The 14336-nt window shown below is 71.4% G+C and carries 11 protein-coding genes; 1 reads left to right on the top strand and 10 read right to left on the bottom strand.

Features of this window, described 5'->3' with window-relative positions:
- Positions 1 to 7: 7 nt before the first annotated feature.
- The 3 genes from ACIOD2_RS04285 to ACIOD2_RS04275 are packed head-to-tail and all read right to left on the bottom strand — an operon-like array spanning position 8 to position 2277.
- The gene (locus ACIOD2_RS04285; protein WP_400534215.1) at positions 8 to 871 is read right to left on the bottom strand and encodes an LLM class flavin-dependent oxidoreductase; all 864 of its coding nucleotides are present in this window, start codon (positions 869 to 871) and stop codon (positions 8 to 10) included.
- Between the two features lie 3 nt (positions 872 to 874).
- Complete coding sequence (locus ACIOD2_RS04280; RefSeq protein ID WP_400534212.1) at positions 875 to 1789, bottom strand: hypothetical protein; 915 nt, start codon at positions 1787 to 1789, stop codon at positions 875 to 877.
- A complete protein-coding gene (locus ACIOD2_RS04275; protein ID WP_400534209.1) occupies positions 1786 to 2277 on the bottom strand; it encodes a VOC family protein in 492 nt (163 codons plus the stop codon). The genes ACIOD2_RS04280 and ACIOD2_RS04275 overlap by 4 nt, the downstream gene beginning before the upstream one ends.
- Before the next feature lie 219 nt (positions 2278 to 2496).
- Here ACIOD2_RS04275 and ACIOD2_RS04270 point away from each other — a divergent pair, with 219 nt between their 5' ends.
- A complete protein-coding gene (locus ACIOD2_RS04270; RefSeq protein WP_323328096.1) occupies positions 2497 to 3159 on the top strand; it encodes an O-methyltransferase in 663 nt (220 codons plus the stop codon).
- Positions 3160 to 3223: 64 nt separating this feature from the next.
- On the opposite strand, the gene ACIOD2_RS04265 is transcribed toward ACIOD2_RS04270, so the two are convergent.
- Genes ACIOD2_RS04265 through ACIOD2_RS04235 form a run of 7 tightly spaced genes read right to left on the bottom strand, consistent with a single transcriptional unit; the run spans position 3224 to position 14287 of the window.
- Complete coding sequence (locus tag ACIOD2_RS04265; protein ID WP_400534205.1) at positions 3224 to 4756, bottom strand: 4-hydroxyphenylacetate 3-hydroxylase family protein; 1533 nt, start codon at positions 4754 to 4756, stop codon at positions 3224 to 3226.
- Positions 4738 to 5289 carry a flavin reductase family protein gene (locus ACIOD2_RS04260; RefSeq protein WP_400534202.1) on the bottom strand — a complete coding sequence of 184 codons (552 nt, stop codon included), beginning with the start codon at positions 5287 to 5289 and terminating at the stop codon, positions 4738 to 4740. Before ACIOD2_RS04260 ends, ACIOD2_RS04265 begins: the two co-directional genes overlap by 19 nt.
- Positions 5286 to 7148, bottom strand: coding sequence for an anthranilate synthase family protein (locus ACIOD2_RS04255; protein ID WP_400534199.1), 1863 nt, complete (start codon positions 7146 to 7148; stop codon positions 5286 to 5288). The genes ACIOD2_RS04260 and ACIOD2_RS04255 overlap by 4 nt, the downstream gene beginning before the upstream one ends.
- On the bottom strand, positions 7145 to 7789 hold the full coding sequence (locus tag ACIOD2_RS04250; protein WP_400534196.1) for an isochorismatase family protein: 645 nt from the start codon (positions 7787 to 7789) through the stop codon (positions 7145 to 7147). The genes ACIOD2_RS04255 and ACIOD2_RS04250 overlap by 4 nt, the downstream gene beginning before the upstream one ends.
- Positions 7790 to 7799: 10 nt before the next feature.
- Positions 7800 to 8567 (bottom strand): 2,3-dihydro-2,3-dihydroxybenzoate dehydrogenase, encoded by a 768-nt coding sequence (locus tag ACIOD2_RS04245; protein ID WP_400534193.1) that lies wholly within the window; start codon positions 8565 to 8567, stop codon positions 7800 to 7802.
- Complete coding sequence (locus tag ACIOD2_RS04240; RefSeq protein WP_400534190.1) at positions 8564 to 9814, bottom strand: 3-deoxy-7-phosphoheptulonate synthase; 1251 nt, start codon at positions 9812 to 9814, stop codon at positions 8564 to 8566. Before ACIOD2_RS04240 ends, ACIOD2_RS04245 begins: the two co-directional genes overlap by 4 nt.
- A gap of 51 nt (positions 9815 to 9865) precedes the next feature.
- Positions 9866 to 14287 (bottom strand): amino acid adenylation domain-containing protein, encoded by a 4422-nt coding sequence (locus tag ACIOD2_RS04235; protein ID WP_400534187.1) that lies wholly within the window; start codon positions 14285 to 14287, stop codon positions 9866 to 9868.
- Positions 14288 to 14336: the final 49 nt, after the last annotated feature.

Here is a 14336-nt window from a genome sequence, read left to right as displayed (position 1 = left end):
GCTCCTTTCAGGCGAGGTCCAACTCGTCGAGGACGCGCTCGTCCCCTTGATAGGGCTCGGACGGCCGTGGCCAGTGCACGACCAGATCGGTGAACCCCAGGTCGGCGAAGGTGCCCGAGGCGTCCCGGAAGGACTCCGCCGAGTCCAGCACGCCCCCGACGGTCGCGCCGGTCACCAGCAGCTTTCCCACCGACGCCGGATCGCGGCCGGCCGCGGCGCAGGCGTCCTCGAACGCCCGGAGCTGGTCCTTCAGCTCCGGCACGACCAGGTCCCAGCGCCGCGCGTCGAACCGGCCCGGCGCGCCCGCGGTGATCCACGTTTCGGCGTACCGCGCGGCCAGGCCCATCGCCTTCGGGCCGGTCGCGGCGACCGCGAACGGCAGCCGCGGGCGTTGCACACAGCCCGGGACCATCCGCGCGCCCTCGCAGCGGTAGTAGCGGCCCTCGTACGACGTCACCGGCTGCCGCAGCAGCAGGTCCGTCAGCTCGAGGAACTCCGCGAACCGCCCGGCCCGGCCGCCTTCCGGCTCCGCGCCGAAGACGCTCTCGTCGTACCCACCGGCCCCGGACCCGACGCCGCAGATCAGCCGCCCGTCCGAGATGTCGTCGAGCGTCATCAGCTCCTTGGCGAAGGACACCGGGTGGCGGAACGTCGGGGTCGCGACGAGCGAGCCGAGCCGCATCTTCGACGTCACCCCGGCCGCGGCGGTGAGCGTCGGCAGGCAGCCGAACCAGGTCTCGTCGCGCAGCCAGCGCCACATCAGGTGGTCGTAGGTCCAGGCGTGGTCGAACCCGAGCTCTTCGGCGCGGCGCCAGCGGTCCCGCGCGGCGGACCAGCGCTGCTCGGGCAGCAGGACGATGCCGTGGCGCACGGCTCAGTCCGCCGGGGAGCCGGCGGCGCACGCGGCGACGTCGGCGAGCAGGCCGACGAACCCGGCCTCGCACGAGCGGACCTCGGGACTGGTCAGCTCGGCGGGCGGGTCCTCGGCGTCGGACACGGAGTCGACGCCGTTCTCGGACACGTCCAGCGCCACGGCGTTGAGCCGCCGCAGCAGCTGGGCCACGACGTCCGGCAGGGACGTCGGCGCCCGCAGCGTCATGAAGTAGTTGTCGTAGACGGCGCTGAGCACGTCCGGGTGCGGCGCCTCGGCCGCGCCCGCCGCGTCCTGCAGCAGCGACCGTCCACTCGGCACCAGCTTGGCCGCGATCCCGCCGTGGACCCGCTGGTAGAAGCCGACTTCGTCGCGTAGAGCCTTGACTCCGGGCGAATCGTCGTCGGGCAGGCCCTTGCCGCGGTAGAGGTCGCGGACCGGGGCGAAGTCCGGCGCCCACGTGCCGCTGAACCCGCGGTGCTGCAGGAACATGCTCGGCCGGATCACCTCGTGGTAGACGGCGATGGGGGTCGAGCTGGTGTAGAGCAGCATCGCGCTGAAACCGCGGGTGAACAGCGCCGCCGAGGCCAGTGCGGCCTCGCGGTCACGTTCGCCGCGCTCGGCCATGGCGAGTTCGCGGGCGACGAGCTGCCACAGCACGAACGTCACCTGGTGGCCGGTGATCCAGCGGAACCAGTACAGCCGGTCGGACGACTCGACGGGTTCGACCGGGCCCGGCACCCCGCTGTGGGAGATGTGCTCCAGGTGCGTGCACAGCCCGGCGAAGCGGGAGCACGGGCCGTCACCGCCGGGTTCGGTGCCCGCGCCGGGGATGGTCAGCGGTTCGAGGCCGTAGGGGAAGTCACCGAAGTCCCACCCCTCGCGCACGGGGACCTCGGTCAGCACGGGAACGGTCATGACGCGGCCTCCGGAATCCAGGTGAACTCGTATTCCAGGCCGTTCACGTCGAATGCGTAGAAACTCTGCACACCGTCGTCGTCGGTGACGATCTCCGTCGCCGGTTCGTCGCGGGTGAATTGAAATCGACCCGATTCGTACAGCCGGGTCCAGTGCCGCTGCCAAGCGGACATTTCTTCCGGCGAGCCGACCTCCATGCAGACGTGCTGGAACTGCGCGTCGCCGGGATCGGGCGCCTCGGTGCCTTTGCCTGCGCGTTCGAAGAGGTGGAACCGGGTACCGCCGGCCCGCAGCTCGACGAGCTTGACGATGCCCGGCAGGCGGCTGGTGGTCAGCTCGGAGAACTCGTCAAGGGACCAGTTCTCCTTGCAGCCGAAGAACTCTTGGTACCAGGACACGCAGTTGGCGAGGTCGGCGGTCTGGATCCCCAGGTGGTGGAACGTGGCCGCGCGGAGCGGGGCAAGGCGGGGCGACTCGAGGGTCGCCACGGCGTTCTCGGACATGTCGCCATCCTTTCTTCCGGCGCCGGAGAAATTCCCAGACGGCGCCTTGGAGAGTGGCTTGATCGATTACCGGGGGCGGCGGCGGAAACAACCGCCCGATCTCCTTCGAGACTACAGTGGTTGCCTTCAGGAAATCAAGTTGGCGGGAAAAATAGTTCCATTATCCCTATAGCCGAGCGCGTTCCTCAAGTAGCATCGGGAGACATGAGCGAAGACCAGTGGACGAAAATCGACACCTACACCTCGAACCTGATGGTGGAGCACGACGCCGCCCTGGACCTCGCGGCCAAGGCCAGTGCCGAGGCCGGGCTGCCGGAGATCGCGGTGGCACCCAACCAGGGCAAGTTCCTCCACCTGCTCGCGCGCACCCACGGTGCGCGCCGCATCCTCGAGATCGGCGCCTTCGGCGGCTACAGCGCGATCTGGCTGGCCCGGGCGCTGCCCGAGGGCGGCACGCTGACCACGCTGGAGGCCGAACCGTCCTTCGCCGAGGTCGCGCAGCGCAACATCGACAACGCCGGCCTGTCCGACGTGGTCGACCTGCGCGTCGGCAAGGCGCTCGACACCCTGCCGGAGCTGGCGGGCGGCGAGCCGTTCGACCTCGTGTTCATCGACGCCGACAAGGCGAACATCCCGGAGTACTTCGGCTGGGCCCTGAAGCTCACCCGCCCGGGCAGCGTCATCGTCGTGGACAACGTGGTGCTCGACGGGCTCGTCGTCGAGGCCGACAGCCCCAACCCGGCGGTGCAGGGCGTGCGGCGGTTCAACCAGCTGGTGGCCGACGAGCCGCGCGTCACCGCGACGACCGTGCAGACCGTCGGCAGCCGTGGCCACGACGGGTTCTGCCTGATGCTCGTGGAGAGCTGAGCAACGCATGACCGGAGGGCCTTCCCGCACCGCGGGGAGGCCCTCCGTCACGTCGTGGCCCATGTCAGAGCCGATCGGGGTTGATCAGGTCCGGCGCGGTCCAGCCGTCGAGGTCGTACTCGGCCAGGCACTGCTCGGCGAAGCCCTTGTAACCGTCGACCTGCCCGGACACCTGCTGCGCGGTGAGCATCTCGATCCGGACGTTCTCGTGGTTGCCCGAGAAGTTCCGCTCGTAGAGCTCGTTGCGGCCGGCGAACTCGGTGCCGACGGAGTCCCAGATCAGTTTCATCAGCTTGACCCGCTCCACCGCGTCGTAGCCCGACGAACCCCGGACGTACTTGTCCAGGTAGGGCCGCAGCTCCGGGTTCTGGAAGTCGCTCGCGTGCGAGTTCAGGTAGATCAGCGCGCTGCCCAGGTCCTGGTGGATGATCTCCCGCACCCGCGGGTAGCCGATCGTCATGAACCAGCGGTAGGCCATGCCGTAGTCGAGCTTCGGCAGCAGCGCGCCGTCCTTCCACGGGTCCGGGTTGAGCGCCATCGCGTCACTCAGCCCCCAGAACATGTTCCGCCACGCGATGACCTCGCCGATGCGGGTCTGGATACCGCGGAAGTCCTTGGTGCCGGTGACGTCGACGCCCTTGAGCAGCAGCCCGGCCAGGAAGTCCAGCTTCACGGCCAGGCGCGTCACGCCGTGGAACGTCGAGCGGTTCAGGAACCCGGACGCCGACAGGAAGGTCGCCGCCTTGGCCTGGTCGCCGTAGACGAACACGTTCTCCCAGGGGATCTTCACCTTGTCGAGCACGAAGATCGTGTCGTTCTCGTCGAGCCGGCTCGAGAGCGGGTAGTCGAACGGGCTGCCCGTCGTGTCCGCCTGCAGCGCGTAGGACGGCCGGCAGATCAGCTTCAGCCCCGGCGAGTCCATCGGCAGCGTCGCCACCAGCGCGAACTCGCGCTTCTTCACCGGCAGGCCGTAGTGGGCGATGAAGTTGCCGTGCGTCAGGGCCGAGCCGGTCGCGACGACCTTGGCGCCGCTGACGACCAGGCCGTCGTCGCGTTCCTCCTCGACGTGCACGAACACGTCCCCGACGTCGTCGGCCGCCTTGTGCCGGTCGACGGGCGGGTTGATGATCGCGTGGTTCCAGAAGAGGACCTTCTCCTGCGCCTCGGCGTACCAGCGGCGCGCGTTGCCTTCGAACTCGCCGTAGTAACCCGGGTCGACGCCCAGGGTGGCGAGGAAGCTCGCCTTGTAGTCCGGGCTGCGGCCGAGCCAGCCGTAGCTCATCCGCGCCCACTCGGCGATCGCGTCCCGGTCGCCGATCAGGTCCTGTGTGGACTTCGGGGCGCGGAAGAACTTGTGCGTGAACCCGCCACTGCCGGTGTCGGTCGGCGTGGTCAGGACGTCCTTCTTCGCCGGGTCGTGCAGCGCGTCGTACAGCCGCGCGGTCATCCGGGCGGTGTTGCGGAACGCCGGGTGCTTGGTGACGTCGTCGACGCGCTCGCCGTAGGCCCAGATCTCGCGGCCGTCGCGGATGCTCTCCAGGTACTCGTCCCCGGTCAACGGCCGGGTCGTCGTCTCGCTCACTTGCCTGCCTCCCATCGTTGGGGTGTCGGGTCGTCCAGCGACCACGACCAGTGCGGTGCTTCGGGGTCTTCGGCCAGCCGCGGGAACTCGCCGCCGAAGAACAGCAGCGGACGCCCGCCGGCCAGGTCGAGGCCGGTCACCTCGCCGACGTGCAGCACGTGGTCGCCGCCGTCGTAGGCGCGCCACGGGGTGCACTCGACGTGCCCGACCGTGCCGCCCAGCCGCGGCACCGGCGACTCGAGGTCGACCCACGGCACTTCGTCGTCGGCCAGCGGCTTTCCCGCGAAGTGCATCGCGACGTCCTGCTGGTCCTCGGCGAGGATGTTCACCACGAACGGCCCGCTGTCGAGCTGCTTGACCGAGCGGCTGCGCCGGTCGAGCGAGACCAGCACGAGCGGCGGGTCCAGCGACACGGACGTGAACGCGTTGACGGTCGCGCCGCGCACCTCCGGGCCCCGCCGGTAGGTCACGACGGTGACGCCGGTGGTGAAGTGGCCGAGGAAGGTCCTCAGCCGGGCGCGGTCGAACGCCGGGGCGATCGTGGTCATGAGCTGCCTCCTTCGGTGGTGGCGTGGTCGACGACGTCGCGCAGGATCGCCGGGCCGTCCTCGGTGAGGAAGGACTCGGCGTGGAACTGGATGGTCGCCAGTCCCGGCCCGCGCAGGCCGATGACCTGGTCGTCGAGGCCTCGCACTACTTCCGCGTCGGCACGGCCGGGCACCGCGACGCGGTCGTCGGCCGTGCGTGCGGCGAAGCTGTTGTAGAACCCGACCGCGCGGCGCGTGCCGTCGATGGTCACGTGCGCCTGACGGCCCTGGTTGGGCCGCGCGAGCCGCTGGACGGGGAGCCCGAGTTCGGCGCAGAGCACCTGGTGGCCCAGGCAGACGCCGACGAGCGGACGGCCTTCGCGCAGCAGGTCCGCGGCCAGCGCGCGCAGCCGGCCGACCTTCGCGCCTTCGACGTCGTTGGGGTCACCCGGTCCCGGGCCGAGCAGCACCAGGTCGTTGTCCGGCAGCTCCCCCGCGTCCCACGGCACCGTCGTCACGTCGCAGTTCACCGACTTCAGCTGGTAGGCCAGCATCGAGGTGAACGCGTCTTCGGCGTCGACGACGGTGATCCGCACCCGGGGCCCGGTGCCGGGCCGGGCGCCGTCGAGCCAGAAGCGGGACTTCCCGTCGTTGCGTGCCTTCAGCGCCGAACGCACTTCCTCGGACGACGTCGAAGGCGGCGGTGCCGCGGACCGGCGGGCTTCGCCGGAAAGAGACTTCAGGACGGCCGACACCTTCGCCGTCGTCTCGGCGGCTTCCGACAGCGGCGCGGACTCGCGGACGATGGTCGACCCGGCGGCCAGCCGGACGTCGCCGCCCGGCGAGATGTCGGCGGTGCGGATGAGGATCGCCGAGTCCAGGGAACGGCGGCCGTCGTCGTCGCTGCCGACGAGCCCGATGACGCCGCTGTAGTAACCGCGCCCCTGCGGCTCGTACCGGCGGATCACCCGGCAGGCGTTGACCAGCGGGCTGCCGGTGACGGTCGGCGCTAGCAGCGTGTGCCGCAGCACCTCCGTCAGCGGCTTGCCGGTCTCGCCCTCCAGGGAGTACTCGGTGTGCGCCAGCCGCGACATGCGCCGCAGCCGCGGCCCGGACACCCGGATGCCGCGGTCGCACAGCTCGGCCATCATCTTCAGTTCCTCGTCGACGACCATGCAGAGCTCGTCGGCCTCCTTCTCGTCGTGGAGGAACTCGAGGAGACCTTCGGCGTCGGCGCCGCCTTCGGGATAGCGGTAGGTGCCGCTGATCGGGTTCATGGTCACCGTGCGGTCGAACAGCCGGACGTGCTGCTCGGGCGTGCTGCCCAGCAGGTAGCGCTCGCCGGTGAAGACCAGGAACGTCCAGTACGCGCCGGCTTCCGCGCCCAGCAGCCGCTTGAAGACCGCCCGCGCGACGTCGTCGTCGAAACCGGGAAACCGGCTGCGCAGGCTGCGGGAGAGCACGAAGTTCGCGCCCTCGCCGGCGCCGATCTCGTCGTCCAGGATCCGCTCGACGGTGCGGGCGTACTCGTCGTCGCCGAGGTCGAACGCGCGGTCTTCGAGCGGCGGGACGGTGTCGGGCAGTGCCTCGAGGGTCTCGGCGACGGTGAGCGTCGCCTGGGACTCGATGTCCATCACCTGCAACGGGACCTGGTCGTCCGGGCAGTCGTACCCGCGTTCGGCGAGCTGCCGGTACGGGAGCAGGACCAGCTTCGTGTGCCGGCCTCGGCCTTCCCACGAGCCGTCGTCCAGGGTCAGGTCGGCCAGCCGCTCGGCCGTGCGGACCGGGCCGGAGACGATCTCGACCTGGTCGCCGCGGCCGCTGCCGGGCCGGTGCAGGATCGCGTACGGCGACCCCGCGCGGATGGGCAGGGGACTCACGCGACCACCGCGCCTTCCAGCTCACCGACCAGCGCCGCGGTGGTCGTGGCGACCGCGCAGTTGGCGGCCGCGTAGCCGACGGCGAGCCGGTGCTCGTCCGGGCCGAAGTCGGCGACGGCGTCCGCGACGAAGAACGTCTCGATGTCGTGCGTGAACGCCTCGACGGCGGTGACCAGGCAGCCGACGTGCGCGTAGATCCCGCAGACGATCAGCTGGTCCCGCCCGGCGGCCCGCAGTCGGTCGAGCAGGTCGGTGCGGAAGAAGGCGCTGTAGCGCCACTTCGTCAGCACGACGTCCGACGGGGTCGGCGTCAGCTCGTCGATCACCTGGCGGTCGGCGGGAGTGGCCTTCATGCCCGGACCCCAGATGTCGTGCAGCAGCCCCCGGTCCTCGCTGGTCATCGAGCCGGGCTGGGCGGTGTAGAACACCGGGATGCCGAGGCGGTCGGCGGTTTCCCGCGCCTGGACGACGTTGCGGACGAGCGTGCGCCGCAGTTCGCCGTCCTCGGGGTAGAAGCCGACGAAGTAGCGCTGCATGTCATGGATCAGCAGGGCCGCGCGGGACGGGTGCGCCCGCCAGTCCGCGGTGCTGGCCGGGACGGTGGTGGGCAGGTCGTACGGTTCGATCGTGATGCCGGTCATCAGGGCCTCCTCAGACCGCGCCCAGTGCGGCGCCGCCGTCGACGAGCAGGGTGGCCAGGGTGACGTGCCGGGCCTCGTCCGAGAGCAGGAACGCCACACTGCGGGCGACGTCCTCGGCCGCGCCGACCCGGCCCAGCGGGATACCCAGGCGGAACTGACCGGGGTCGCCCTGGATGGTGGCGGCCGCCCCGGAATCGTCCGTCCACATGGAACGCAGCATCGGCGTGTCGGTCGAGCCCGGCGCGACGACGTTGCAGCGGATGCCGAGCGGCGCGAGGTCCACGCCGAGGCTGTGGGTCAGGCTGGTCGCGGCGGCCTTCGACGCGGCGTAGGCGGCCATGTGACTGCGGGGCACCCCGGCGGCGTTCGACGCGACGGTGACGATCGAGCCGCTCTTGCGCGACGCCATCCGGCGCGACACGGCCCGGCAGACGTGGAACACGCCGGTCGCGTTGACCGCGAAGGTCGCGTTCCAGTCCTCGTCGGACAGTTCGCTCACCCGGCCCAGCCGCAGCACGCCGGCCACGTTCGCGAGTCCGCTGATCGGCCCGAAGCCGGTCTCGACGCGCTCGACGGCGGCGTCGACCTCCGTGCTGGAGGTGACGTCGACGACGTGCGTCTCGACGCTGCGGCCTTCGTCCAGCAGCGGCTTCGCGACCTGGGCGAGGGCGTCCTCGTCCCGGTCGAACAACGCGATGGTGTGCCCGCGCTCGGCGAGCAGGGTCGCGGTGGCGGCGCCGATGCCGCTGCCCGCGCCGGTCACCAGGGTCACGGTCATGACGCCAGCTCCGTCCTGAGTTCGTGGGCCGCCTCGGGCTGCCAGTGCGCGGTCAGCGCGACGGCCTGGGTGAGGTTGAGCCGCGGGTCGCACAGCGTGGTGTAACCGGGCCCGCGGGACGCCGTGATGCCGGCGCCGTGGCACTCGGAGATCTCGCTGGGCGAGGCCTCCATGTGCAGGCCGGCGCAGGCGCCGCCCTCCCCCGTGACGATCCGGACGAACTGGCGCAGCTCGTTCATGATGTCCTCGAGCCAGCGGACCTTGAGCCCGTCGTCGGCGACGACGGTGTTGCCGTGCATCGGGTCGCACAGCCACAGCACCGGGTGCCCGGCGTCGCGCACCGCCCGCACCAGCGGCGCGAGCTCGCCGATGCGGGCCGCGCCGAACCGCGGGATCAGCGTGAGCCGCCCGGGTGTGCGGTAGGGGTCGAGCTGTTCGCAGAGCTTCAGGACGTCCTCGATCGGTGCCTTCGCGCTGACCTTCGCCGCGACCGGGTTGACCACAGTGGACAGCAGGTGCACGTGGGCGCCGTCCGAGCGCCGGGTCCGCTCGCCGATCCACGGCCAGTGCGTCGAGGCGAGGTAGCTCCGGCCGCCGGGCATCCGGCGCACCAGCGGGACCTCGTAGTCCAGCAGCAGCGCCTCGTGGCTGGTCCAGATCCGGCCGGCCGGGTCGGCGCCGGTGCCGCGGCCCAGCCGCCCGATGGACGCGCGGACGCCGAGGGCGGCCTCATGCGCGTCCAGGATCCGGCCTGGGTCGGGCCGGCGCGCCTCGGCGGTCGGTTCGGGGCTGTTGACGATCGGCCCGCGGTAGACCGGCAGCTCGTGGCCGTCGACGTTCTCGACGTTCTGCGAGCGCGGCTTGGCGTACTGGCCGGCGATCCGGCCAACCTCGAGCACCGGGCGGCCGGAGCCGACCCGCATGATCTCGGCGAGCGTGTCGAGCATGCCGATCTTGCGGGCCACGGCCCGGACGCCGGTGTCGGCCGGGTCCTCGGCGCAGTCGCCCGCTTGAAGCACGCAGAACTCGCCTTCGGCGGCGCGGGCCAGCAGGGACCGCAGTTGCAGCACCTCGGCGGGGCCGACGACGTCCTCACGCTCGGACAGCGTGTCGCGGACGTCGGCGACCTCCGTCCGGTCGGGCCAGTCGGGTTGCTGGGCCGCGGGGTAGTCGGACAGGGTCTCGTCGCACGGATCGGCGGCGCGGTGCAGTACCGGCCGGGCTCGTGCGGGCAGCGTCTTCCTCATCACGCATTCCTTGCTTGAGCCGGATATCGGGAGCACGGGGGCGAATCGGCGTCAGCCGGTGAATTCGCCCGTTTCACGGAAATAGCCGATCATTTTCGTGAACACGGCCGGGGTGATCTCCGGCCAGCGCAGGCCCAGCCGGGCGAGCTCGCGCCCGGTGCGCTCGTTGCCGTAGACGTTGTCGCCGATGTCGAGCGCCCCCTCCTGGTAGAGCGGGGCCATCGCGGACAACGGGTTGTCGCCGTCGGCCAGCGCGGCGCGCCATTCACCGACCGGGATTTCGCGCAGCGGATACCCCAGCTCGCGAATGGCCCGGTAGACGACGTCGAAGGTCTTGATGCCCGGGTTGAACAGGTGCCAGGTGTCGTTTCCGGCGGGCCGGGCCTTCGCCAGCCGGACCAGCGCGCGGCCGACGAAGTCGACCGGCAGGAGGTCGGTGTCGTGCTCCTCGGGCGGCGGGACGACGCCGAGCTCAAGGAAGCTCTTGACCTGCCGCCAGAGGAAGTCCTCGGACTGCAGCGCGCCGGTCTCGCTGTCGCCGGCGATCCGGCCGATGCGGTAGATCGCCACCGGCACCCCGCGGTCGCGGGCCAGCCGCGCGACCTCTTCGGCGACCCACTTGCTCTGGGTGTAGCCGATCGTCAGGTCGTCGGAGTCGTCCGGGACGTCGTCCTCGGTGATCGCCTGGGGCCGCGGCTTCGGCGAGAACACCGCCACCGTGGAGGTGTAGTGCACCGGCTTGACCGGCCCGGCCGCGGCGAACTCGACGATCCGGGCGAGACCGTCCACATTGGCCTGTTTCACCGAGGCGTACGGCGCGACGAAGTTGATGTGCGCCGCCGTGTGGTGGATCGTGCCGACGCGGTGCGCAAGGCAGTCGTAGTCCGCTTCGGACAGTCCCAGCCGGTCGGCGGCCAGGTCACCCGCCACGGCCGTGATCCGGTCGCGGTCGAGGGACTTCCCGATGCCGTAACGGTCGGCCGTCGCGGCGATCCGGTCCCACGCGGCGTCGGCGTCGGTGGCCCGGACCAGGCAGTGGACCCGGCCGGTGGTCTCGGCCAGCAACTCGCGCAGCAGGTGGATCCCCAGGAACCCGGTCGCCCCGGTGAGCAGGACGTCCTCGGCGGTCGCCACGGGGGCGCCGTCGGGCACGCGGATGTGGTCGGCCAGCCGGACGTCGGCCCGCAGGTCGACACGGTCGCCGGTGTCCTCGCCGGACCGCAGCGCGTCGATGCGCGTGGCCATGCCGCCCACGGTCGGGTTGTCGAACAACACCCGCAGCGGCACGTCGACGTCGAACCGCTTGCGCAGCCGGTACATCAGCTCGGTGGCGAGGATCGAGTGCCCGCCCGCGGCGAAGAAGTCCTCGTCGAGGCCGACGCCGCCGGTGCCCAGCAGCTCGGTCCACGCTTCGGCGATCGCCTGCTCGGTCGGGGTCTCCGGCGGCCGGGACGTGGTCGTCGTGCCCGCGACGAACAGGTCCGGCAGGGCCTTGCGGTCGATCTTGCCGCTGGGCGCGATCGGCAGCGCGGCGAGCCGCACGAAGTGGGACGGCACCAGGTAGTCCGGCAGCGACCCGGACAGCGCGGACCGCACCTGCACCGGGTCGGGCTCCCGCTCGGTGACGAGGTAGCCGACCAGGCGGCGGTCGCCGGCGCCGAACGTCACCGCGGCCACCGCGGACGCGCTGACCTCGGGCAGCTCGTTCAGCGCCGCCTCGACCTCGGCCGGTTCGACGCGGTAGCCGCGGATCTTGATCTGGGTGTCGGCGCGGCCGAGGTAGTCGAACTCGCCGTGGCGGTCGTAGCGGACCAGGTCGCCGGTGCGGTAGAGGCGCCCGAACGGCGTCTCCACGAACCGTTCGCGGGTCTGCTCGGGCAGCCCGTGGTAACCCGGCGAGACCAGGTCGCCGCCGAGGTACAGCTCCCCCGGCACCCCGGGCGGGACGAGCCGGCCGCCGTCGTCGAGGGCCAGCATCGACAGGCCCCCGATCGGGCCGCCGATCGACGGCGCCTCCGGCCAGCCGGCCGGGTCGCCGCTCAGCTCGTGCGCGGACGCCAGGTGCGTCTCGGACGGCCCGTACATGTTCAGGAACCGGATCTCCGGCCGCCGCGCGAAGAACGCACGGATCTGCGGGGTGATCACCAGCTGCTCGCCGACGGAGGCGACCTCCACGAGATCCGGGAACGGCTTGTCCTCGGCGACCGCGGCCAGCTGCTGCACCGCGACGTACGGCAGGTAGGTCCGGGAGATCCGGTGCTCACGCAGGAAACCGCTGAGCCGGTGCAGGTCCTTCTGCAGGTCCTCGTCGATCAGCACGAGCGTGCCGCCGGCGCAGAGCGTCCCCAGGATCTCCATCACCGAGACGTCGAAGGACAGCGTCATGTACTGCAGCGTCCGCCCGGTCGCGCCGATCGGCGAGGTCCGGCGCATGTACTCGACGAGGTTGGTGACGGTGGCTTCGGTGAGCACGACACCCTTTGGTCGTCCGGTGGAGCCCGACGTGTAGATCACGTAGATCTCGTCGTCGCCGCTCTTCAACCGCCCCAGGTCGGTCTCGTCGGTGGCTTCCGGCTCGACCGACTCCAGCACGAGCGCGACGCCGGAGTCCGCCAGCATGTACTCGATCCGCTCGGCCGGGTAGGACGGGTCGACCGGCACGTACGCGGCCCCCGCCTTCAGGACGCCGAGCAGCGCGACGACCATCTCCGGCGAGCGCGGGACGTGGATCCCGACGCGGTCACCGCGTCCCACCCCCTTCGCCCGCAGGTCGCGGGCCAGCCGGTTGGCGCGGCCGTTGAGCTCGCGGTAGGTGAGAACGCGGTCGCCGTGTTCCAGCGCGGGCGCGTCCGGGGTGACCGCGGCCTGCGTCTCGAACAGCTCCGCGACCGGGCGGCGGGTGGTGTCCTCCGCCGGCGGCGCGCACCACGCGAGGACCTCCTGCTCCTGCTCGGCGGACAGCAGCCCCAGCTCACCGACCGTGCCACCGGGGTGCGCGACGAGGGCTTCGAGCAGCCGGACGTACCGGTCGCCGAACTCCTCGACGGTCTCGCGGTCGAACAGCGCCGTGTCGTACTCGAACACGCCGCGCAGCGCGGTGCCGTCCTGCTCGACGATCAGCGAAAGGTCGTACTTCGAGCTGCGGCTGACGTAGAGGTCGAGGTCAGCGTCCAGGCCGAGCCGGTCGAGCGCCGCCCAGTCGGAGTCCGGCAGCACGAACATGGTCTGGAAGACCGGGGCGTGGCTCGGGCTGCGGGGCGGGTTGACCCGCTCGATGACCTTCTCGAACGGCGCGTCCTTGTGCCGCAGCGCTTCGGTGACCTCGGTGCCGGCCTGCGCGTACAGCTCCCGCAGCGGCAGGTCGTGTCGCAGGCCGTGGCGGAAGACGACCATGTTGACGAAGTAGCCGAGCATCTCGGCCGTCTCGGGCAGGTCCCGCAGCGAGACCGGGCTGCCGATCAGGACGTCGTCCTGGCGCGTGTGCAGGTGCAGGAACGCCGCGTACGCCGCTTCCAGCAGCATGAACAGCGTGACGCCTTCGTCGGCGGCGAGCGCGCGGACCCGCTCGGTCAGCTCCGGCGGGAGGTCGAACCGGACGATGTCGCCGCGGTGCGACTGCTCCAGCGGCCGCGGCCGGTCCGTCGGCAGGTCCAGCAGCGGCAGCGGCCCGGCGAGCCGCTCTTCCCAGTACCCCAGCAGGTCGTTCAGCTTGTCGTCGCGGACGGTCTCCCGCTGGCGGCGGGCGAAGTCGCGGTACTGCGGCCGGGCCGGGCCCTCGTCGAACGGGTCCCCGGCGAGCGCGGCGTGGTAGCGGGTGAACCATTCGGTGAGGAACACCCCGGCCGAGGCCGCGTCGAAGACGATGTGGTGGATGCTGCAGACGACGTGCGTCGGCCCGTCGGGCTCGGCCGCGCAGACCACCTTGACCAGCGGGCCGGTCCCCAGGTCGAACTCGGTGTCGACGACTTCGGCGACGACGTCGTCCAGCGGCCGCTCGGCACTCAGCTCGACGGTCGAGAAGTCGCCGGCCGGTTCCGGGGTGACGTGCTGGAACACCTCGCTGTCCTCGGCGGAGAACGTGGTGCGCAGGATCTCGTGGCGGGCCAGGACCGCGCGCAGGCTCTCGTGCAGCACGCCGGTGTCCAGCGGGGTCTTGACGGTGAACACGAACGGCGCGTTGTAGGCCGCCGGGCGCGGCGAGTACTGGTCGATGAACCAGATGCCGCGCTGCCCGTAGGAGGCGGGTGCCGGGCCGCTGTCGCAGGTCGCGGTGAGCCCGGGCGGGCCGCCGCGCAGGTCGTCGATGTGCCGGGCCAGGTCCGCGGGGTCCTCGTGGCGCCGGACGTCGTCGGCCCCCAGCGTGATCCCCAGCAGCGCACTGAGCAGCCCGGCGAACTGCTCGTGGCCGGCCACACCGTCGACGGTGACGCCGGAGCGGGCCCGGCGGATCACCGACTCGAGTGGGTTCTCCATGGTGTCAGTACCTCTCCGATCATCGCGGCCCCCCGTGCGTCGGTTCGGT

The organism is Amycolatopsis sp. NPDC088138 (assembly GCF_044741685.1).
GTDB lineage: Bacteria > Actinomycetota > Actinomycetes > Mycobacteriales > Pseudonocardiaceae > Amycolatopsis.
The sequence above is the reverse complement of the archived record's forward strand: the minus strand, read 5'-3'. Positions and strand labels throughout refer to the sequence as shown.

Excerpts from the sequence above, each read along its gene's own strand:
- ACIOD2_RS04250 (WP_400534196.1), bottom strand. The coding sequence starts at position 7,789 with ATGACCGGCATCACGATCGAACCGTACGACCTGCCCACCACCGTCCCG.
- ACIOD2_RS04240 (WP_400534190.1), bottom strand. The coding sequence starts at position 9,814 with ATGAGGAAGACGCTGCCCGCACGAGCCCGGCCGGTACTGCACCGCGCC.
- ACIOD2_RS04245 (WP_400534193.1), bottom strand. The coding sequence starts at position 8,567 with ATGACCGTGACCCTGGTGACCGGCGCGGGCAGCGGCATCGGCGCCGCC.
- ACIOD2_RS04270 (WP_323328096.1), top strand. The coding sequence starts at position 2,497 with ATGAGCGAAGACCAGTGGACGAAAATCGACACCTACACCTCGAACCTG.
- ACIOD2_RS04260 (WP_400534202.1), bottom strand. The coding sequence starts at position 5,289 with ATGACCACGATCGCCCCGGCGTTCGACCGCGCCCGGCTGAGGACCTTC.
- ACIOD2_RS04265 (WP_400534205.1), bottom strand. The coding sequence starts at position 4,756 with ATGGGAGGCAGGCAAGTGAGCGAGACGACGACCCGGCCGTTGACCGGG.
- ACIOD2_RS04280 (WP_400534212.1), bottom strand. The coding sequence starts at position 1,789 with ATGACCGTTCCCGTGCTGACCGAGGTCCCCGTGCGCGAGGGGTGGGAC.
- ACIOD2_RS04235 (WP_400534187.1), bottom strand. The coding sequence starts at position 14,287 with ATGGAGAACCCACTCGAGTCGGTGATCCGCCGGGCCCGCTCCGGCGTC.